At 67.0% G+C, this 19,625-nt stretch carries 16 protein-coding genes and 1 tRNA gene; 6 read left to right on the top strand and 11 right to left on the bottom strand.

From position 1 onward, the window contains the following. Positions 1-20: 20 nt before the first annotated feature. The 5 genes from accC to SBI20_RS06580 all read right to left on the bottom strand — a co-directional run bounded on the left by accC (position 21) and on the right by SBI20_RS06580 (position 4,568). Positions 21-1,373 carry an acetyl-CoA carboxylase biotin carboxylase subunit gene (accC, locus tag SBI20_RS06600; protein ID WP_317974310.1) on the bottom strand — a complete coding sequence of 451 codons (1,353 nt, stop codon included), beginning with the start codon at positions 1,371-1,373 and terminating at the stop codon, positions 21-23. 15 nt (positions 1,374-1,388) lie between these two features. Further along, a complete protein-coding gene (gene accB, locus SBI20_RS06595; RefSeq protein ID WP_317974309.1) occupies positions 1,389-1,886 on the bottom strand; it encodes an acetyl-CoA carboxylase biotin carboxyl carrier protein in 498 nt (165 codons plus the stop codon). Between the two features lie 142 nt (positions 1,887-2,028). Further along, on the bottom strand, positions 2,029-2,505 hold the full coding sequence (aroQ, locus tag SBI20_RS06590; protein WP_317974308.1) for a type II 3-dehydroquinate dehydratase: 477 nt from the start codon (positions 2,503-2,505) through the stop codon (positions 2,029-2,031). Positions 2,506-2,740: 235 nt separating this feature from the next. Then, positions 2,741-3,169, bottom strand: a complete 429-nt coding sequence (locus SBI20_RS06585; RefSeq protein WP_317974307.1) for a hypothetical protein — start codon at positions 3,167-3,169, stop codon at positions 2,741-2,743. A gap of 37 nt (positions 3,170-3,206) precedes the next feature. After that, positions 3,207-4,568, bottom strand: a complete 1,362-nt coding sequence (locus tag SBI20_RS06580) for an MATE family efflux transporter (protein WP_317974306.1) — start codon at positions 4,566-4,568, stop codon at positions 3,207-3,209. 293 nt (positions 4,569-4,861) lie between these two features. Between SBI20_RS06580 and SBI20_RS06575 the strand changes: the two genes are divergently transcribed. Next, the gene (locus SBI20_RS06575) at positions 4,862-7,498 is read left to right on the top strand and encodes a TonB-dependent receptor (RefSeq protein ID WP_317974305.1); all 2,637 of its coding nucleotides are present in this window, start codon (positions 4,862-4,864) and stop codon (positions 7,496-7,498) included. Between the two features lie 129 nt (positions 7,499-7,627). On the opposite strand, the gene SBI20_RS06570 is transcribed toward SBI20_RS06575, so the two are convergent. The 3 genes from SBI20_RS06570 to SBI20_RS06560 form a co-directional block, all read right to left on the bottom strand. Beyond that, positions 7,628-8,746 (bottom strand): glycoside hydrolase family 53 protein, encoded by a 1,119-nt coding sequence (locus SBI20_RS06570; protein WP_317974304.1) that lies wholly within the window; start codon positions 8,744-8,746, stop codon positions 7,628-7,630. 13 nt (positions 8,747-8,759) lie between these two features. Then, positions 8,760-11,321 carry a beta-galactosidase GalA gene (galA, locus tag SBI20_RS06565; protein WP_317974303.1) on the bottom strand — a complete coding sequence of 854 codons (2,562 nt, stop codon included), beginning with the start codon at positions 11,319-11,321 and terminating at the stop codon, positions 8,760-8,762. Positions 11,322-11,483: 162 nt separating this feature from the next. Continuing rightward, on the bottom strand, positions 11,484-12,209 hold the full coding sequence (locus SBI20_RS06560) for a FadR/GntR family transcriptional regulator (protein WP_317974302.1): 726 nt from the start codon (positions 12,207-12,209) through the stop codon (positions 11,484-11,486). Between the two features lie 155 nt (positions 12,210-12,364). On the opposite strand from SBI20_RS06560, the gene SBI20_RS06555 reads away from it, so the two are divergent. Both SBI20_RS06555 and SBI20_RS06550 read left to right on the top strand, forming a co-directional pair. Beyond that, entirely contained in the window at positions 12,365-13,261 is an 897-nt protein-coding gene (locus SBI20_RS06555) for a 2-dehydro-3-deoxygalactonokinase (RefSeq protein ID WP_317974301.1), read from the top strand. 46 nt (positions 13,262-13,307) lie between these two features. After that, positions 13,308-13,916 (top strand): 2-dehydro-3-deoxy-6-phosphogalactonate aldolase, encoded by a 609-nt coding sequence (locus tag SBI20_RS06550; RefSeq protein WP_317976054.1) that lies wholly within the window; start codon positions 13,308-13,310, stop codon positions 13,914-13,916. 139 nt (positions 13,917-14,055) lie between these two features. Here SBI20_RS06550 and SBI20_RS06545 read toward each other — a convergent pair. After that, positions 14,056-14,132: transfer RNA gene (locus SBI20_RS06545), tRNA-Pro, on the bottom strand. A gap of 258 nt (positions 14,133-14,390) precedes the next feature. Here SBI20_RS06545 and yajC point away from each other — a divergent pair. The 3 genes from yajC to secF all read left to right on the top strand — a co-directional run bounded on the left by yajC (position 14,391) and on the right by secF (position 17,368). After that, positions 14,391-14,714, top strand: a complete 324-nt coding sequence (gene yajC, locus SBI20_RS06540) for a preprotein translocase subunit YajC (RefSeq protein ID WP_317974300.1) — start codon at positions 14,391-14,393, stop codon at positions 14,712-14,714. Positions 14,715-14,777: 63 nt separating this feature from the next. Next, on the top strand, positions 14,778-16,376 hold the full coding sequence (gene secD, locus SBI20_RS06535; protein ID WP_317974299.1) for a protein translocase subunit SecD: 1,599 nt from the start codon (positions 14,778-14,780) through the stop codon (positions 16,374-16,376). Between the two features lie 14 nt (positions 16,377-16,390). After that, complete coding sequence (gene secF / locus SBI20_RS06530) at positions 16,391-17,368, top strand: protein translocase subunit SecF (protein WP_317974298.1); 978 nt, start codon at positions 16,391-16,393, stop codon at positions 17,366-17,368. Between the two features lie 89 nt (positions 17,369-17,457). On the opposite strand, the gene SBI20_RS06525 is transcribed toward secF, so the two are convergent. Together SBI20_RS06525 and SBI20_RS06520 are read right to left on the bottom strand one after the other, a co-directional pair. After that, positions 17,458-18,678: a glycosyltransferase gene (locus tag SBI20_RS06525; RefSeq protein ID WP_317974297.1), complete on the bottom strand. Its 1,221-nt coding sequence runs from the start codon at positions 18,676-18,678 to the stop codon at positions 17,458-17,460. Positions 18,679-18,766: 88 nt separating this feature from the next. Then, complete coding sequence (locus tag SBI20_RS06520) at positions 18,767-19,339, bottom strand: helix-turn-helix domain-containing protein (RefSeq protein ID WP_317974296.1); 573 nt, start codon at positions 19,337-19,339, stop codon at positions 18,767-18,769. Between the last annotated feature and the right edge of the window lie 286 nt (positions 19,340-19,625).

The following is a 19,625-nucleotide window of genomic DNA, read 5'->3' as shown; positions in this document are numbered from 1 at the left end:
GGTGGAGGGGCTCTGAAGACTTACTGGCCCTCGTCCTTGGCCAGCCACTCTTCCAGATACTTGATCGAGTAGCCGCCATCGAGGAACGTGGGATCGTCGAGCAGGCGCTGGTGCAGGGGAATCGAGGTCTTCACGCCCTCGATCACCATCTCGTCGAGCGCGCGGCGCAGGCGCATGATGCAGCCTTCGCGGGTGCGGCCATAGACGATCAGCTTGGCGATCATCGAATCGTAGTAGGGCGGGATCCTGTAGCCGGCATAGAGCCCGCTATCGACGCGCACGTGCATGCCGCCTGCCGCGTGATAGCTCTTCACCAGCCCCGGCGAGGGGGCGAAGGTGAAGGGATCTTCGGCGTTGATGCGGCATTCGATCGCGTGGCCCTTGAACTCGATCTCGTCCTGCGTGACCGAGAGCGGCTTGCCGTCGGCGATGCGAATCTGTTCGCGCACGAGGTCGAGCCCGGTGATCGCTTCGGTCACGGGGTGTTCGACCTGAAGGCGGGTGTTCATCTCGATGAAGTAGAACTCGCCGTTTTCCCACAGGAACTCGATCGTGCCCGCGCCGCGATAGCCCATGTCGGCCATCGCCTTGGAGACGATGCCGCCCATGCGCTCGCGCTCGGCGGCGCTGATCACCGGCGAGGGGGCTTCTTCGAGCACCTTCTGGTGGCGACGCTGGAGCGAGCAGTCGCGCTCGCCCAGATGGATCGCCTGGCCCTTGCCATCGCCAAAGATCTGGAACTCGATGTGGCGCGGGTTGCCCAGGTACTTTTCGAGATAGACCGTCGCGTCGCCGAAGGCGGCCTTGGCTTCCGAGCCGGCCTGCTGCATCAGCCGTTCGAGATCGTCGGGGCTGGTGCAGACCTTCATGCCGCGCCCGCCGCCGCCCGAAGCGGCCTTGATGATCACCGGATAGCCGATTTCCTCGGCGATCTTTCGCGCTTCCTCAACGTCCGAGATCGCGCCGTCCGAGCCGGGCACCAGCGGCAGGCCGAGCGCCCCTGCGGTGCGCTTGGCTTCCACCTTGTCGCCCATCGTGCGGATGTGCTCGGGCTTGGGGCCGACCCAGGTGATGCCGTGGGCTTCGACGATTTCGGCAAAGCGCGCGTTTTCCGACAGGAAGCCATAGCCCGGATGGATTGCATCGGACTGGGTGATCTCGGCCGCCGAGATGATCGCGGCGACGTTGAGATAGCTGTCCTTGGCCGCGGGCGGCCCGATGCAGACCGCATGGTCGGCCAGGCGGACATGCATGGCATCAGCGTCGGCGGTGGAATGGACCGCCACCGTCTCGATGCCCATTTCCTTGGCTGCGCGATGGATGCGCAGCGCGATTTCGCCGCGGTTGGCGATCAACAGGCGCTTGATGGCCATGGAGTCTTCCGGCCCTTACGCGATCACGACGAGCGGCTGGTCGAATTCGACCGGCTGCGCGTTCTCGACGAGAATGGCCTTGATCGTGCCTGCGGCGGGCGCGACGATCGGGTTCATGACCTTCATCGCCTCGACGATCAGCAGGGTGTCGCCGGCCTTGACGGTCTGGCCCACGCTGACAAAGGCAGCCGCGCCCGGTTCGGGCGAGAGGTAGCAGGTGCCGACCATCGGCGACTTGACCGCACCGGCCAGATCGGCGGCAGGAGCCGCTTCGCCGGCGGGAGCCGCCACCGGAGCTGCCGCGAAGGGGGCAGCGGGAGCCGCGACCATCTGCGTCACGGGGGCAGCGGTCAGCGTGCGGGCGACGCGGATCTTGCGCGCACCGTCTTCCACCTCGATTTCGGTGAGCCCGGTGTCGGCCAGAAGTTCGGCCAGTTCGCGCACGAGGGCGCCGTCGATTGCCATGGTTGCGGCGGCCTGCTTGCCGTGGTCTTCGCCGGTATCGTGGCCCATTGTGTTAACCTCACACTTGGAATTTCAAGCGTCGCGCCATGCCCGGATGGGCGCGCGCTGGCAAGGGCTAAGGCGGTCGGATCGCCGTGCCCTGGGGGAAAAGGCACGGGTCGCCGGGCCTGACCGGGCCTTCAGGAGGGTGTCAGAGCGCCGCCACAGCGTCGAGCGCGACGATGTAGCTGGCCGCCCCGAACCCGGCGACCGTGGCCCGCGCGGCCATGCCGACATAGCTCTTGTGGCGGAATTCCTCGCGCCGGTGCGGGTTCGAAAGGTGAACCTCGATGACCGGGGTGGTGATCGACTTGATCGCATCGTGGAGCGCCACGCTGGTGTGGGTATAGGCGCCTGCATTGAGCAGGACGGCCAGGGCGCCCACGGCCTGTGCCTCGTGGAGCCAGTCGATCAGGTGGCCTTCGTGATTCGACTGGCGCACGTCGACGGCAAGGCCCAGATCCTGCGCGCGGTCTTCCAGACGGCCCGCGATGTCGTCGAGGGTGTCGTGGCCATAGATCTCGGGTTCGCGCAGGCCCAGCAGGTTGAGGTTGGGGCCGTTGAGCACGTAGACGACGGGAAGCTCGGGCACGACGGGAAGGTCGGAGGAAAACGCGGATTGGGTCATTGCCAGAGATACTCCTGCCGGAAGGTCTGGCGGGTGATAGCGCGCGCCCTTCGCGGTGCAAGAGGGGAACCTGCCGCGGGCAGTGTCTGATCCGAAACTGTGGTTTCGGATGGTACGGCACCGGCCCGCTCCCCCACCCGACCACCCAACGATAGTACCTTGTGGGAGGTCGGGTGGGGGAGCGGGCCGGTACCGTACTGAAATGCGCCTCTTCGGCGAATTTCGGATCAGACTCTCAGCTCACCGGGGGCAGGTGTCCTACCGGGAGCGGGCCGATCATGGTCGTGGACGGGGGTTGCTGGGCCATCGCCTGTTGTCGGGGGGGGCTGTCGGGTTGCAGGTCGGGGGCGGGCTGGTCGCCGTTGTCCTGCTGGCTGAAATCGCCTTCGAGCGGGGGCTGGGCGTCGGGATTGTCGTTCTGGCCGGCGTCGGGATCATCCGGGCCGGGGTCGACGGTGACGGGCGAGCTGTGCGCGGCGGCCGCTTCAGCGGCGTTTGCGCGCTTTTCGGCGGCGGCGGCCTTGGCTTCGGCGGCGGCGATGCGCGCTTCGAGCTTGGCGTCGCGGTCGCTCTGGCTGTCGCACCCGCCCAGCGCGAGCAGGGAGGTGGCCAGCAGGAGCGTGATGGCCGGACGGCGGCGCAAAATGGGCGGCAGGGCAGGCATGATGGCAGCAGGGTAGCGATCAAAGGTTAGCGCAAAACTAACCAGCGCGGGCGGCATGGCGGGCGGGCTGGCGGGCCTGTCGGGCCAGCCAGAGCCCTTGCGCCCCGGCGCGTGCAGCCAGGAACAGGGCATAGGCCAGCCACAGCCCGTGGTTGCCCAGCGGCGCGGCCAGCATCAGCGCGCCCTGGAACATGAGCGCCGCCGCCGCCATCGTGACCAGCAGCCCGCGCGTCCACCCCGCGCCCACGAAGACCCCGTCGAGCACGAACGAGGACGCACCGATCAGCGGCAGGGCCATGGCCCAGGGCAGCGCGGCCCCGGCTGCCGCGCGCACCGCCGGATCGAGCGTGAACGCGGCGATCAGGCGGGCTCCGGCGAGCCCCTGAAGGGCGCCCAGGGCCAGCCCGAGCACCAGCCCCCAGCCCAGCGTGTGGCGCAGCGCGCGGCGCAGGCCCGCTCCGTCGCCCGCCCCTTGCGCCTGCGCGCAGAGCACCTGGGCGGCGGTTTCCAGCCCGTCGAGCAGCATCGCGGCGGCCAGAAACCATTGCATCAGGATGCCGTTGGCGGCCAGCACCGCCACGCCGCCCTGTGCGCTCTGGCGGGTGAAGGCGAGCATGGTGACGATCAGCAGCAGCGTGCGCATCATCAGGTCGCCGTTCATCGCCGCCAGCGCGCGAAAGGCGCGCGCATCGCGGATGGCCGGGGCCCAGATGGGCATGCGCGCCGGGCCCAGCGTGTGCCAGACCCGCCGCGCGATCAGCGCCAGCGCCAGCAGCCGCGCCAGTTCCGAGAGGACCGAGGCCAGCGCCACCCCGCTCACCCCCATGCCGAACCCCAGCACGAGCAGGAGGTCGAGCGCGATGTGCAGCACATTGGCCGCCACTTCCGCGCCCAGCACCGCGCGCACATGGCGCTGGCCGATCAGCCAGCCGGTCAGCGCCATGTTGGCCAGCGCGGCGGGTATGGCCAGTCCGCGCAAGCCGATATAGTGCCCGGCCAGATCGGCCACGCGCCCGCCCGCGCCCAGCCAGACCGGCGCGCGCGGCGCGGCCCAGGGCACGAGCGCGAGCAGCGCGGCGCCGATGGCCCCGGCCACGATCAGCGCGCGCCAGAGCGCGGCGGCGGTCTGTGCATCGGCGGTCTGTGCATCGGGGAACTGGGCATCGGGGCCTTGCGCATCGGCGCCCACGGCGCGCGCGGTCAGCGCGACGGTTGCCGTGCGCAGGAAGTTGAACACCGTCAGCGCCGAAATCAGCGCCCGCGCGCCCAGATCGACCGCCCCTTGCGCAGCAGAATCGCCCAGCTGGCCGATGGCCCAGGTGTCGGCCAGCCCGAACAGCGCCGTGGCCAGATTGGTGGCCATGGCAGGCAGGGCCAGCGCCCAGATCGTCCGCGTCATCGACGGGGTGGACGCAGAGGGGCGGGAGGGGGAAGCGGGGATGGGCATCGAGGGGTGGTGTCGCGGGACAGGAAGGGGCGGTCAAGGCGGATTGGGGCCTTGAACGAGGCATCTCCATGTGGCTGGCCGATCACAGCCGACAGGCATTACACAGACAAATGGCGCGCCCGCTTGACACGGCTCGCATGTGAATACTATTTATCCGATAAATAAGATTTCACAGCGTCCGGGAGGGGCTCAAAATGTATTCCGCAGTTCGATGTGCCGTGCGTGTTTCGTGCGTTTCGAGTGTCTTGGCACTGGCCGCAGGCGCGCAAGGCGCCCTTGCGCAGGGCGTTACGCCGCAAGCCTCGCAGGACGTTGCAGGGCTGCCCGATTCGCAGGTCAGCGAACCGGCGATTATCGTGACCGGCCTGCGCGCTTCGCTGCGCGATGCGATCAATGCCAAGCGCAACACCGCCGTCGTCGCCGAGACGATCAGTTCCAAGGACATCGGCGCGCTGCCCGATGTGACCATTGCCGACGAACTCGCGCGCCTGCCCGGCGTGACCGCCACGCGCGACCGTGGCAATGCCAGCCAGGCCGCCGTGCGCGGTCTGGGGCCGCGCCTCGTGCTCGGCCTCATCAACGGGCGCGAGGTGGCCTCCTCGGAGCCTGATCGCAATGTCCGCTGGGAAATCTACCCGTCCGAAATCGTTTCCGGGGTCACCGTCTACAAGGCCCAGAGCGCCGACTTCATCGCGGGCGGCGTGGCCGCCACGATCGACATCCAGACGATCAAGCCGCTCGAATATCACGGGCCTTCGTTCATCGTGCGCGGCGGCGCGCTCTACAACGACGGCGGGCGCGACATTCCGGGCTATTCGGGTCTGGGCGCCCGTGCCAGCGCGCAATATGTCGGCAAGATCACCGACAATCTCGGCGTGGTGGTGAGCGGCACGTTCCAGCGCCAGAAGAACGGCTTCGAAAGCTTCCAGGGCTGGGGCTACAACACCATCGACACCGGTTCCCCGCCGACCGACGCGCAGGGCAACAGGATCAACACCCCGTGGGGCGCACAGGCCGAAGTCAAGGGCCTGGCCGAGACCCGCTGGAGCACCAGCGGCGCGCTGCAATGGAAGCCGGGCACCAACTGGGACGTGACGCTCGACGGGCTCTATTCCAAGATCAAGATCGACGAGAACCAGGTCCAGCAGTGGTATGGCCGCAGCAATGGCTGGGGCGACTGGAACGGGCAGTTCGGCGCGCCGGGCGACATCTACCAGCCGGGGTCCTATACCCTTGCGGGCCACACCGTGACCGGGGCGAGCCTCAACAACTTTTCCTCGCTCACCAATGTCTTTGGCAAGTATGTCGAGGACAAGACGCTGTTTGTCTCGGGCCTCAACACGAAATATGACGACGGCACCTGGTCGATGAAGGCGGACATCGCCTATTCGAGTGCGCGCCGCAACAATGCCTATGCTTCGGTGGCGAGCGAATTCTATCCTTCGACCACCACGTTCGCGACCGGCGCAGGGGCGGTGCCCTCGATCGCGGTCAGCGGCGCCGATTTCAGCAACACCGCCGCGCAGACCGTGCAGAGCTACTATCCGGGCCTTTACGATGGTCCGCAGCGGCTGGCCGACGATCTCGGGGCGGGCCAGCTCGACGTGCACCGGGTGGTCAATGCCGGGTGGCTCAGCGGGATCGGCGTGGGCCTGCGCTATTCCAACCGCGTCAAGAGCTTCACCGCCGCGACCGGCACGGTTGCCACCAACAATGGCGGCAATGTCCTGCTCAATCAGGCCGACCTGACTGCCTTCAACGTGCATGATTTCACCGTGCCGACGATGGTCTGGGGCAAGTATGACACGATTGCCGCCCAGTCGGTGACGGTCACCCCCGGCCTCAACGATCCCACGCGCGGCTGGCGCGTGCGCGAGGACGACATGGAAGGCTATATCAAGGCCGACCTCTCGGGCCGGGGTTTCTCGGGCAATCTGGGCGTGCGCTTCATCGACGTGGTGACGCACAGCTATTCGGCCGGGTCGAGCGTCCGCTGGGATCCTGCGGCCAATGGCGGCGCGGGCGCCAATGTCACCACCACGTTCCCGGTTCAGGGCACCAACCACTATTTCCGCGCGCTGCCCAGCATCAACCTCAACTTCGAGCTGACCGATACGCTCAAGCTGCGTCTGGCTGCCGCGCGGGTGATCTCGCGTCCGCCGCTCGACGAATTGCGCGCGAGCCAGAACCTGTCGGTCTATCCCCCGCAACTGACCGGCACGGCGGGCAACCCCTATCTCAAGCCGTTCATGGCGACCCAGGGCGACATTTCGGCCGAGTGGTACTTCCACAAGGATTCGATGATCGCGGTTGCCGGCTACTACAAGGACGTGGGCACCAATATCGGCTATGCCCAGACCGAGCGGGTCATCAACGGCGACAGCTACGTGATCACCGGCCCCGCCAACGGCAAGGGCGGCTATATCGCGGGCCTCGAAACCACGGTGCAGACGCCGTTCTACTTCATCCCCGGCCTCGACAAGTTCGGCATCTATGCCAATGCGGCCTTCGTGAAGTCGAACCTCAAGGAGCTTTCGCCCGCGACCAATCCGTTCCCGGCGGTGGGGCTGGCTGATTTCACCGGCGAGGTCGATCTCTGGTATTCCGACCATGGCATCGACGCGCGTCTTGCGCTCAAGCATCACAGTCCGTTCACGGTGATCTATGGCTGGGATGCGTCCAAGCTCACCCGTCTGGAAAGCGAGACGACGCTGGGCGCGAGCGTGGGCTACACGATCAACAAGCGCATCTCGATCCGTCTTCAGGCCAACAACCTGACCAATCAGGTCGCGCGGTTCTACTGGAACAACGATTCCAACCAGATCGCCCGCTATGAAAAGTATGGCCGCAGCTATCTGGCCGACGTGACGTTCAAATATTGAGGAGCCACCCGGTCCGGGAACCTTAAAGGGCGCCGCAGCGATGCGGCGCCCTTCTTTTTTTGGCGGTGATGGGGGCGGCGAGGGCAGTGCAGGGGGCCCGATCCGGTGCCGGACCCGCGATCTTCCGGCCTATTTTGCCCTGGGGGTATAAGCCTTGCCCAGCCAGTCGAAGGCGGGCAGTGCATTGTGGTGGGCCTCGTCGAACAGGGCGGCGTTTTCCCAGCTCGATCCGGTGCCCCAGCGTGTCTCGCACTTCGTCGAGACCCAGTCGGGCGCCCAGTAGACGACCCCGTTGCCGCCATTGTCGACCACGGTCTGCGTCAGGTCTTCGAGGAATTTGAGCTGGCCTTTTGGGCTCACCGGATAGCCGGGCAGCGCACTGTCCGAGCCGAGCAGGTTGGTGCTGTCGTCGGCATGGTCGTCGGTGAAGGCATAGGCGGTTTCCACCACCCAGACTTGCGCGCCATAGCGGCGGTGGGCGGTGTCGATCACCTTGCCCAGCCCGGCAAGATCGTAGCGTGACCACTTCGAATAATAGCTGATCCCGATCACGTCGTAATCGAGCACGCCGGCCGCCGTCGCATCGTCGAACCAGGGGATCACGTTTTCGGGCTGGGCGATGTGCAGCATGACCGAAATCGGCTTGTCATGGGCCTTGCTCGCCTCGCGCACGGCGGAAATCCCGGCGTTGAGGAGCGTTGCATTGCGCGCCCAGTCGATCGGCTGGCCCTTGGCGCCACCCAGCAGCGCCGGGTTGGTCTCGTTGCCGACCTGAACCACTTCGGGAAGCTGGCCTGCGGCGGCCAGCTTGTCGAGCACGCTGCGGGTATAGTCGTGAAGGGCCCTGGCCTGGCCTGCGGTGTCCATCAAGGCCCAGGCGGCGGGCGGGGTCTGCTTCTCGCCATCGACCCAGTCGTCGGCATAGTGAAAGTCGAGCAGCACCTGAAGCCCGGCGGCATGGGCGCGGGTGATCGTGCGCAGCACGTCGTCATAGGTGCTGTAGCGCGTCCAGCTCGGATCGTTCCACAGCCGCACGCGCATCAGGTTTCCGCCATGCTGCTTGAGCACGACGAACGGATCGGCGGGCTTGCCATGGTCGAGGAACTTCGCGCCGCAAGCCTCCATCTCGTTGGTGAACGAGAGGTCGGCACCCAGATAGAGGGGAGGAGCGGCGGCCAGCGCCGGAGCGCTGGCGGAAAGCATCAGGGCGCAAGGCAGCAGCCCGCGGGCAGGGAGGGGGAGGCGCATAGAGGAAGTCCGGTCAGGCGTGGAAGAAAAGGTCGAGGCTGGCGGATGTGAGGCCCGGCGCGCTGGCGGTCAGGCGGCTGGCGCCCGGTGTTCCCGCGCTCTGGACCAGCGCCTGGGCCAGACCGTTGAAGGCGCGGCGCTGCGTGCCCTTGTCCGGCTCGGTCGAGGTCGGATTGCCGTTGCCAAGGCCGATCAGGCGGGCCGGGCCTGCCAGCGCGAAGCTGATCGGCGTATCGGCGGTGGGCACCACGATGCCATGCGCGTCGAGGACTTCGACGCGAACCGGCGCGGTGTCGGCTCCATCGGCGGACAGGCGCTTGCGGTCGGCCACGAGGCGCAGCGCGGCGGGCTTTCCGGCGGTCACGCGGCGGTCCTGCGCGGCAAGCTTGCCCGCGTTGAACCCGCGCGCTTCCAGCGTGCCGGGGGCATAGGGCACCTGCCAGACCAGATGGCCGTTTTCAGCCATGGCCTTGCGCCCGAGCGAGCGGCCATTGAGCAGCAGTTCGACCTCGCCGCAATTGCCATGGACCCAGACTTCGACCGGCTTGCCTTCTCCTCCTTCCCAGTTCCAGTGGGGCAGCAGGTGGACCAGCGGCTCGTTCCGGCGCCACCATGCGCGGTAGTAGAAGTAATTGTCCTTGGGAAAGCCGCACAGATCCATCGCCCCGAAATAGCTCGAAACGCTCGGGAGGGTCGGATAGGGCGTGGGCTCGCCGCGATAGTCGAACCCGGTCCAGATGAAGCCGCCCGCGATCGAGGGATCCCTGGCCACGATGCTCCACCAAGCCTCGGCCGTGCTGGCCCAGCGCGGATATTCGGTATCGTAGGCGCGCACGACGTGGGCGGACGCATCGTTGACGTAGGCCCCGCGGGTATAGACGGTGCTGCCGGTCTCGGTGCCGATGACGGGCTTGCCGGGGTGGCGGGTGTGCCAGTCGGCGATCTTTTCGGAGTGGTAGTTGAAGCCGACCACATCGACGGCATCGCCCGCGTTGACCGGTTCGTTCCAGCCCCGGTCCATGGCCTGCGTGGTCAGGCGGGTGGGGTCGAGTTCTTTGCAACGCGCCACGAGCCGGGTCGAAATGTGCCGCCCGCGCTCGCTGGCCTGATGGCCTTCCTCGTTGCCGACCGACCACAGGATGATCGAGGGATGGTTGCGCGAGGAGCGGATCAGGCGGTCGAGCTCGTCAAAGGCCTCGGGGTTGGTGGTGTTGAGGCGGTTTTCGGCGATCATCATCAGGCCCGTGGCGTCGGCGATGTCGAGCAGGGCCTGCGAGACGGGATTGTGCGCGCTGCGCCAGGCGTTGGCGCCCATCGACTGCGTCTGTGCCACGCGCCAGGCGTGGAGCGCATCGGGAATGGCCGTGCCCACCCCGGCGTGGTCCTGATGGTTGCACACGCCGAGCAACTTGACCGGCTCGCCATTGACGAAAAAGCCGCGATGGCCGTCAAAAGTCAGGGTGCGGATGCCAAAGCGCGTCGCCACGCGGTCGACCACCTGGCCCTCGACCAGCACTTCGGTTTCGAGGGTGTAGAGCACCGGGGTTTTGGGGGACCACAGATGCGGGGCGGTGACCCTCAGGCTTTCGTCCTGGCTGGCCTCGCCCAGCGCGGCGAGCGCAAGGGGGCGCGGCCCGGTTTGGGCTGCGATGCTGCCGTCCGGGGCGATCACGCGATGGCGCACCGCGCCTGTGGCGGCCTGTTCGCCGATATTGGCGAAGCGGGTTTCGATGGCGAGGCTGGCGCCCGTGGCATCGGGCGTGCTGCGCACCCATGTCCCCCATTGCGGAACATGGAGCGGGGCCGCGCTTACCAGATCGACATGGCGATAGATGCCGGCGCCTTCATAGAACCAGCCTTCGCCAAGGCTGGCGTCGACGCGCAGGGCAAGCTGGTTGGGCCCGCCATCGGTGTCGAGGAAGTCGGTGATGTCCACACGGAACGGCGCATAGCCCGAGGCACTGCCCCCCGCTTCGTAGCCGTTGACGAAGACCTTGCAGTTGCGGAACACCCCGTCGAATTCGAGCCAGACCGCGCGGCCCTTGTCGGCCTTGCTGATCCCCGCTTCGGAGATCGGCAGGGCGAGGCGATACCAGCCCACGCTGTTTTCGGGATAGTCGCGGCCAATCGCCCGAAAGCCGTGGGCTGCGGCGGAATCTTCCTCATCCTTGGGCACGGGCCCGATGGGGGCGGCATAGGGCAGTTCGACCGCCCAGTCGTGTGGCACGCGCACCGGCGTCCAGTCGCGGTCGTCGAACGTGGCGAGCGTGGCGGGCGATCCGTCGAGGCCGGGCTTGGCATATGTCCGCTGCCACTGGCCATAGTCGAAGTCCTTGGCCATGTCGGCGGCGTGGCCAAGGTGAAAGCGCCAGCCTTCGGCAAGGCGCACGCGGCGGCGGGGCGAGGCGCCTGCATCCGGGCCCGCGTTCTTCCCTTCTTTCCCGCCGCCGCGCGCGGCCGTGGCCGCCAGCGCCGGATGGGTGGCCGCGAGGCCCGCCGTGGTCAGGCCCATGGCCAGCGCGGCGCGGCGGTTCGCCGTCCACGGGGCGCCCTGCCGGATCGGATCATGTGACATTTCAAGCTCCTCTGCCGGAGCCAGCTTGGGCCCCTTTACATTTATCATATATATATGGTTAGAGAGGTCAAGCAGAGGGGGCGGGGCGTGAAGAACCGGAACGGGAAGGACCGGAGCAGGCAGGACCGGAGCAGGCTGGGTCGGAACGGCCATCAAGGGTGCTCAGCCCAGCGCTTCCTCGTTGCGGCGGATGGCTTCGAGGGCTTCCTCGATGATCACGCGCATGCGGGTCTGGGCGGTCTGCCCGTCGCGTGCGAGGATCGCGTTCATCACCGATTCGTGCGCGCCCAGATCGGCGCTGCGTCCGCTGATGCGGTTGGTGTAGCGGATCGAGGTCTTGAGCGCGGTGGAGACCACATCGCGGAACTGGCCGAAGAACGGATTGCCCGAAGCCTTGAGGATGGCGACATGAAACGCGACATCGGCCTCCAGTACGTCGTCGTGCCCGGCATCGGCGGCTTCCATCCGGGCGAACCCGGCGCGGATCGTGGCCATGCCCTCTTCGGTTGCCTCGCGCGCGGCCAGTGCGGCGGCAGCCGGTTCGATCGCCACGCGCAACTGCCCGAAATGGGTGAGCAGGTCGATCGAGAAGCGCCGTTCGAACATCCAGCGCAGCACGTCGGGATCGAACAGGTTCCACTGGCTGTCGGGCTGGATGATCGTGCCCTGGCGCGGGCGGGCGCTGACCAAGCCCTTGGCGGTCAGCATCTTGACCGCCTCGCGCGTGACCGAGCGGCTGACCCCGTGCGCTTCGGACAGTTCGGCCTCGGTCGGAAAACGCTGCTCGTCGTAGGCGCCGCCCACGATCAGCAACCCGAGCCGGTCGAGCAGGCCGTATGTCAGGTTGCGCCCCAGGGCATCGCGCGCTTCGAGGGGCTGGGTGGTCATGGTCGGTCCTTTGCGCGAGTGAAGTGTTTTAATAATATAAATAGACATCGGAGGGGCGTGGCAAGTCGAAACATGCTCCGGTTTGGGCCCTGGCACGGGCAGATGCTTTCTGCCGCGTCGCGTGGCCCTGTTTTCTTCAAGGTGGTGATCTGAACATGGACGACCGTTTCATTGCCGTGGATTGGGGCACGACCAATCGCCGCTGCTATCTGCTCGATGGCGCGGGCACCGTCATCGAGACCTTCCGCGACGACCGCGGGGTACTGGCTGTCGGCCAGCAGGGCGGGGGACCAGAGGCCTTTGCCGCCGAAGTGGCCGCGATCCGCGCGCGGCTGGGCGATTGGCCGCTGGTGGCCGCCGGGATGGTCGGCTCGCAGCGGGGCTGGGCGCTGGTGCCCTATCTGTCCTGCCCGGCCAGCGGCGGGCAGGTGGCGGGCGCGCTCCATGCCATCGATGCGCGCACATGGATCGTGCCGGGTCTGTCCGATCCGCGCGGCGATGTGATGCGCGGCGAGGAAGTCCAGCTTCTGGGCGCGGTCGCGGCGGGCCTCGCGCCGCCGGACGCGCTGCTGTGCCAGCCGGGCACCCATTGCAAGTGGGCCCGGATGGAGGGCGGCGCGGTCGCCAGCTTCTTTACCAGCATGACCGGCGAGATGTTCGCGCTCCTGCGCGGACACAGCCTTCTGGCCGAATTTTTGAACGGGCCGGTGGCCGATGGCCCGGCTTTTCGTGCCGGGGTCGATGCCAGTGCCGACGGGGCCTTGCTCAAGGCGCTGTTCGGCGTGCGGGCAAGTGCGCTGCTGGGCCTGCGCGCGGTCGGGGACAGCGCCGCCTATGCCTCGGGCCTGCTGATCGGCAGCGATGTGCGCGGGGCCGGGGTGGGCGCGGGCCGCGAGGTCCATCTGCTGGCCGACCCCGTTTTGGGCGCGCTTTACACGGCGGCCATCGCCCAATGCGGTGGTCGTTCTCATCTCATTGATAGTCATGCCGCTTTTGTGGCAGGCATTGTCCAGATACGGACTCAGATATGGAGCCTTGCTCGTGACTGCTGACCTCCCCCCTCTTCATCATCCCGCCGTCGACCGCCTGTCGCGGGCCATGCATCATTGCCCGCTGGTGGCGATCCTTCGCGGGGTGACGCCCGACGAGATCGAGGGTGTCGCCGACGTGCTGGTCCAGACCGGGTTCTCGATGATCGAGGTTCCGCTCAATTCGCCCGATCCGCTGGTCTCCATCGGCAAGATCGCCCGCCGGTATGGCGATACGGTGCTGGTGGGGGCTGGCACGGTGCTGAGCGTCGCCGAGGTCGAGGCGGTGCGCGACGCAGGCGGCGGGCTGATCGTCTCGCCCAATGTCAATCCGGCGGTCATTGCCCACACGGCGCAGCTCGGGCTGGTCTCGCTGCCCGGCTATGCCACTCCGACCGAGGCGTTTGCCGCCCTTGAGGCCGGGGCCCATGGCCTCAAGCTGTTCCCGGCCGAAGCGGCGAGCCCCGCCGTGCTCAAGGGCCAGCTTGCGGTGATCCCCCGCAACATTCCGGTGTTCGCCGTGGGCGGGGTGACGCCGCAAACCCTGGGCGACTGGATGGCCGCCGGGGCGGCGGGGGCCGGGCTCGGCTCGGCGCTCTACAAGGCGGGGGCGAGCGTGCAGGACGTGGAATATGCGGCCAGGGACTTCATGTCCGAAGTCCACCGCCTGCTCGACTGATCGAAAAGGGCGCACCTTCCCGTCTGCGGGCGGGAAGGTGCTTCGCGGCGGCGCTTTCGCCAGATGCAAAAGGATCGCCAGACGCAAAAAAGGGCAGCGAAGGCTGCCCTTTTGAATACCCCATGGGTATTGGTACCATTGGTCGGGACGAGAGGATTCGAACCTCCGACCCCCACACCCCCAGTGTGATGCGCTACCAGGCTGCGCTACGTCCCGACCGGTGAGGGGCGCTCTAGGCGGGTCGTCTGGCGATGGCAAGCCCCCCGTTGCGCATCTTTTTCCGTTTCCGGGCATTTGCCTGTGGATTGTATGGTCGAAAACTGGCCCAAGAAGGCCGTTTTCCGGGCTCTGATTGCCTTGTCCGGCCCAAACTGCTAGCAGCCCGGCCCAATTGCAACAATCGGTGGCTGGCCCGGCGAATGCCGGGTCTGGGGCTTGCAAAGGCCGGCCACTGCTCCCACGAACGGTCCTGTCATGATCAGCCTTCTTTCCGCTGCCGCCGCCAGTGCGGCCTCGCCGCCCGCCTACCTCCAGTTCCTGCCGCTGGTGGCCATGGCCGTTATTTTCTATTTCCTGATCCTGCGCCCGCAGATGAAGCGCCAGAAGGAACACCAGCAGCGCCTGTCCGGCCTCCAGAAGGGCGATCAGGTGGTGACCGCCGGTGGCATCGTGGCCAAGATCGTGCGCCTCGACGATCACTATGTCGATCTCGAACTGGCGCCGGGCGTGCGCGTGAAGGCCGTTCGCTCGACGCTGGGCGATGTCGTGCCGCAGGGTTCGGCAGCCGCCAACGACTGATCGTTCCGGCTCGTTCCGGCCAGTTTCCCTATCAAGCCTCTCCCGTAATCGGAAAGCCCGATCATGCTCGATTTCCCGCGCTGGAAGGTGCTGACGTTGTGGGCGGTGACGATCCTCGTCTCGCTCGCCTCGCTCCCTTCGCTGTTCTCGGTTTCAGGCCTTGCCTGGCCTTCCGCGCTGCCTTCGCCCAAAATCAACCTGGGGCTCGACCTTGCCGGTGGCAGCCACATCCAGCTTGAGGCCGATCCCTCGCAAGTGCGCCAGCAGCGGCTGGACGGCATGGACGAATCGGTTCGCAACAAGCTGCGGCAGGCCGATGCCTCGATCCGCATCAGCGACATTTCCAACCGCGATGGCAGCCTGACCTTCCTGGTCAACGATGCCTCCAAGGTCGATGCCGTGCGCGAGGCGATCCTGCCGCTCACCTCGGGCGCGGGGCTGACCGGCCAGCGCGACTGGAACATCGAGGTCGTCGACGGCAACCGCTTCGTGCTGACCCCGACTCAGGAAGGCATCGACCAGGCGGTGAGCCAGGCGATGGATACCGCCGTCGAGGTCGTGCGCAAGCGCATCGACGGGCTGGGCACCAAGGAGCCGACCATCCTGCGTCAGGGCGCCACCCGCATCGTCGTGCAGGTGCCCGGTCTTCAGGACCCGCAGGCGCTCAAGGCGCTGCTCGGCCAGACCGCCAAGCTCGAATTCAAGATGGTCGACGACACGGCCCTGCCGTCAGACCTTGCCCGTGGCGTGGCGCCGGTGGGCAGCCAGGTCCTGCCCTATGCCGAAGCGGCAGCGGGCGCGCCGATCGCGGTCAAGCGTCTGGGCGGCATTCGCGGCGACGAACTGACCAACGCCCAGGCCACCAACGATCCCCAGACCAACGAACCGGTCGTCAACATCGCCTTCAACACCGAGGGCGGCGCCAAGTTCGCCAAGCTGACCACCCAGAACGTGGGCAAGCGCTTTGCCATCATCCTCGATGGCAAGGTCATCTCGGCCCCGGTCATCAACACCCCGATCATCGGGGGCAGCGCGGTCATCTCGGGCCACTTCACCACCGACAGTGCCAGCCAGCTGGCGATCTCGCTGCGTTCGGGCGCGCTGCCGGTCGACCTCAAGGTCGTCGAGGAACGCACCGTCGGGCCCGACCTTGGCGCCGATTCGATCCGCAAGGGCGTGATCGCGATGGTCGTGGGCACGCTCGCGCTCGTGGTCTTCATCGTTGCCACCTATGGCCGCTTCGGGCTCTATGCCTGCGCGGCGCTGGTGGTGAACATGCTGATGATCCTGGGCGTGATGGCCACGATGGGGGCGACGCTGACGCTGCCGGGCATCGCCGGCTTCGTGCTCACCATCGGTGCGGCGGTCGATGCCAACGTGCTGATCAACGAGCGCATCCGCGAGGAGCGCCATCGCGGGCGCCGCGTGGTGGCTGCGGTTGAAAACGGCTACAAGGAAGCCAGCCGCGCCATCTTCGACGCCAACGTCACCAACGTGATCGCCGCCGTGCTGATGGCCGCGTTCGGCAGTGGCCCGGTCAAGGGCTTTGCCGTCGTGCTGATGATCGGCATCGTCACCTCGGTCTATACCGCCGTCTGGCTGACCCGCATGTGGGTGGCCCAGTGGCTGCGCCGCGCGCGCCCGGCCGACCTGAGCCTGTAAGGGAGCGCGGACACATGAAACTCTTGAAGCTCGTTCCCGACAACACCAACATCCACTTCCTCAAGTGGCGGTTGCCGTTCTACCTGTTCAGCCTCGCGCTGATGGCCGCCTCGCTGACGCTGGTGTTCACGCGCGGGCTCAATCTGGGCGTCGATTTCGTCGGTGGCCAGATGATCCGCGTGACCTTCGAGCGCAGCGCCGAGGCCCCCGTGGCCGACTTGCGCGACGAAGTGGCCAAGCTGGGCTATGGCGAACCGATCATCCAGCGCTATGGCAAGCCCAACGAGATCTCGATCCGCATGAAGCTGCCCGAAGGGGCCGAGCATGATGCGGCCCAGTCGGACAAGATGGCCCGGACGATCACCGCCGACATCAAGTCGCACCATGCCGATGCGCGCATCGACGGGGTGGACTCGGTCTCGGGCAAGGTCTCCAAGGAGCTGGGCTGGGATGCGTTCAAGGCGCTGGGGCTGGCGGCGCTGGCCGTGGCGGCCTACATCTGGATCCGCTTCGAATGGCAGTTCGGCATCGGCGCGCTGTTCAGCCTCGTCCACGACGTCACGCTCACGCTGGGGATGTTCGCGCTCACCCAGATGGAGTTCGACCTCAACATCGTGGCAGCCCTGCTCACGCTGATCGGTTATTCGCTCAACGACACCATCGTCGTCTACGACCGCATCCGCGAGAACCTGAAGAAGTTCCGCAAGATGCCGCTGCCCGAACTGCTCGACCTGTCGGTCAACGAGACGCTCGCACGCACGATCGTGACCTCGCTCTCGATGCTGATCACGCTCGTCGCGCTGCTGATCTTCGGGCCCGAGGTGATCTTCGGCTTTACCGCCGCGATCACGCTGGGCATCTTCGTGGGGACTTACAGCTCGATTTACATGGCCGCGCCCATCCTGATCTGGCTCAAGGTCAACCCCAAGAGCTTCGTTCCTTCGGAAAGCGCGCTCGACAAGCAGGAGCGTCTGGCCCGCGAAGGCGCCTGACCCCCTTCGCGTCGTTCGTGACATGAAAAACGCCCCGCCGGACCAGTCCGGCGGGGCGTTTTTCCGTTTGTGAGCCCGATGGCGGGGGCTCACGTCCCTTTCGCGGTCTCGACGACCTTGCGATAGAGGCCCGCCATGGCCGCGGCATTGGCTTCCCAGCTGAACCGTGCGGCGCAGGCCGCCACGGCGTCGGGTGCGCTGGGCTGGGCGATCAGCGCGGCCAGCGCGCGGGCGATCGCGGCCGGTTCGCGCGCGGCCAGGAGCCCGGCGGTCGAACTGGTGACCACCTCGCGCGCGCCGCCGATGTCGGGGATCACCAGCGGGGTGCCGCAGGCGAGCGCCTCGATCCAGACATTGGCCAGCCCCTCGCGCTCGGAAGGCAGCACCATGGCGCTGGCCCCGGCCATCAGCACGGGCACGAAATCGTGCCCCAGCGCGCCAAGGAAATGGACGCGATGGGCGACATCGAGCTCGCGGGCGAGCGCCCGGAGCGTGGCCTCGTCGGGTCCGGTTCCGGCCAGCGCGAGGCGCACACGCTCCATTCCCGGTTCGGCCAGCGCGCGGATGGCGAGGGCCTGTCCCTTGATGCCGATCAGCGCGCCCACGCAGGCCACCAGCGGCCCTTCGCCCGGAAGCTGGAAGCGTTCGGCCAGAATGGCGCGCGCGGCTGCGCGCGGGCGCGGATGGAAGCGCCCGTGGTCAAGGCCGGTATAATGGACGGTGATGCGTTCGCCCGGCAGGCCCAGATCGGCCATGTCGTCGGCCAGCGCCTGCGATACGGCGAGCAGGGCTCCGGCCTCGCGCGCGGCGTGCTGCATTTGGGAAAGGGCGGCAGGGCGCTGGCCCCAGTAGTGAATGTCCGATCCGCGTGCCTTGATCGCCAGCGGCAGGCCCAGCGCCCGTGCGATCCGTGCGGCGGCGGGGCCATCGGGATAGAAGAACTGCGCGTCGACGATGTCGAAGGGGGTTTCTGCGTGGAGCCGGCGGGCCAGCGGCAGGACGCTTTGTGCGATCAGCGCAGGGTTGAACCGCCCGGACAGGCCCGGCAGCAGCGTGAAGCGGGGATGGTACACCGGCACCCCGCTGCGTGTTTCCATCGGGGGAATGGCGTGAAGCGGGGCATAGCCTGCGGGCAGCAGGCGCCGGGGCAGCGGGGGCAGGCCGATCGGGTTGATCACCGTCACGTCCCAATCCGGGCGCGCGGCCAGAGCTTCCATCTGGCGGGCCACGAAACGCCCGAAACCCGGCCGTACCGAGGCCGGATAGAGCGTGGACAGGCTGAGCAGGCGCAATGTCTTGTCCGGGGTCATGACCGGGGGATAGCGCCTGCGGGGGCCCAAGGCGAGAGCGCGAAGACCGGTTCGTGCCTGATCCTGAGCCCGATGATCAGCCCGATGTTCAGAGCGTGCGGATCAGGACTTCGGCCACGGCCACCCAGGCCGGACGGTCGATCACCAACTGGCGCTGGCCGGGGCCGGGCGGCAGCAGCGCGAGGCGCCCCTCGCGGTGGTCGATCATGCGGCCAAAGGCAAAGCGGCCACCGGGGCGCGGGGCCAGCACATCGCGATTGAGGGCGCGGCCGATTTCCTCGCCATCGAAGCGTCGCAGCCAGATCTGGTCGCCCGCGCGCCAGTCTCCGGCGCTGGCCTCGACACTGAGCGCGACAAGGCCTTCGTGGCCATAGAGCGCGTCGGGCAGGGGGGCCGGAACCGGGGTGGCGATCGGCTCGGTTCCCGCCGGGGTGAGCCGGGCAATGACTTCGGCCTGGGTATCGTCGGCGGCGCGAACCAGCAGTTCGGGGTCGATGGCCAGGGCCGCGCCGATCCGGTTCATCCACTTGAGCGAGAGCGAGCGCGTGCCGGTTTCGAGGCGCCCAATGGTCTGTGCCGTTGTCGGCGGCTGGCAGCGCGCAGCAACGTCGGCCAGCGTCAGCCCTTTCTGTCGGCGGATTTCCCGAATGCGATTGATCATGTGATGAAGCCTGTCTGGCGCGCTGCTATTATTTATCGAATATAGGTGCGATATATCCAGAATGGCAAGCTTTCTTGATCAATTCTGGGCGTAACTTGAATTTCCTTCTTTTTCTGCTGGCAAGATTGATTGTGATGCCATTATGTGACGAAATCGGCTTTCTGCATTGTGCGGCGCGGGAGAGCATGGCAGTCCGTCGCATCTGAAACGAACGGGGCGTTCGTTCAAGGGACCGGAAAAGGGAGCAAGTCTTTGGCAATACATGGCTTGGGGCAGGGTTTGGAGC

The organism is Novosphingobium sp. IK01, assembly GCF_033242265.1.
Taxonomy (GTDB): domain Bacteria; phylum Pseudomonadota; class Alphaproteobacteria; order Sphingomonadales; family Sphingomonadaceae; genus Novosphingobium; species Novosphingobium pituita.
The sequence above is the reverse complement of the archived record's forward strand: the minus strand, read 5'-3'. Positions and strand labels throughout refer to the sequence as shown.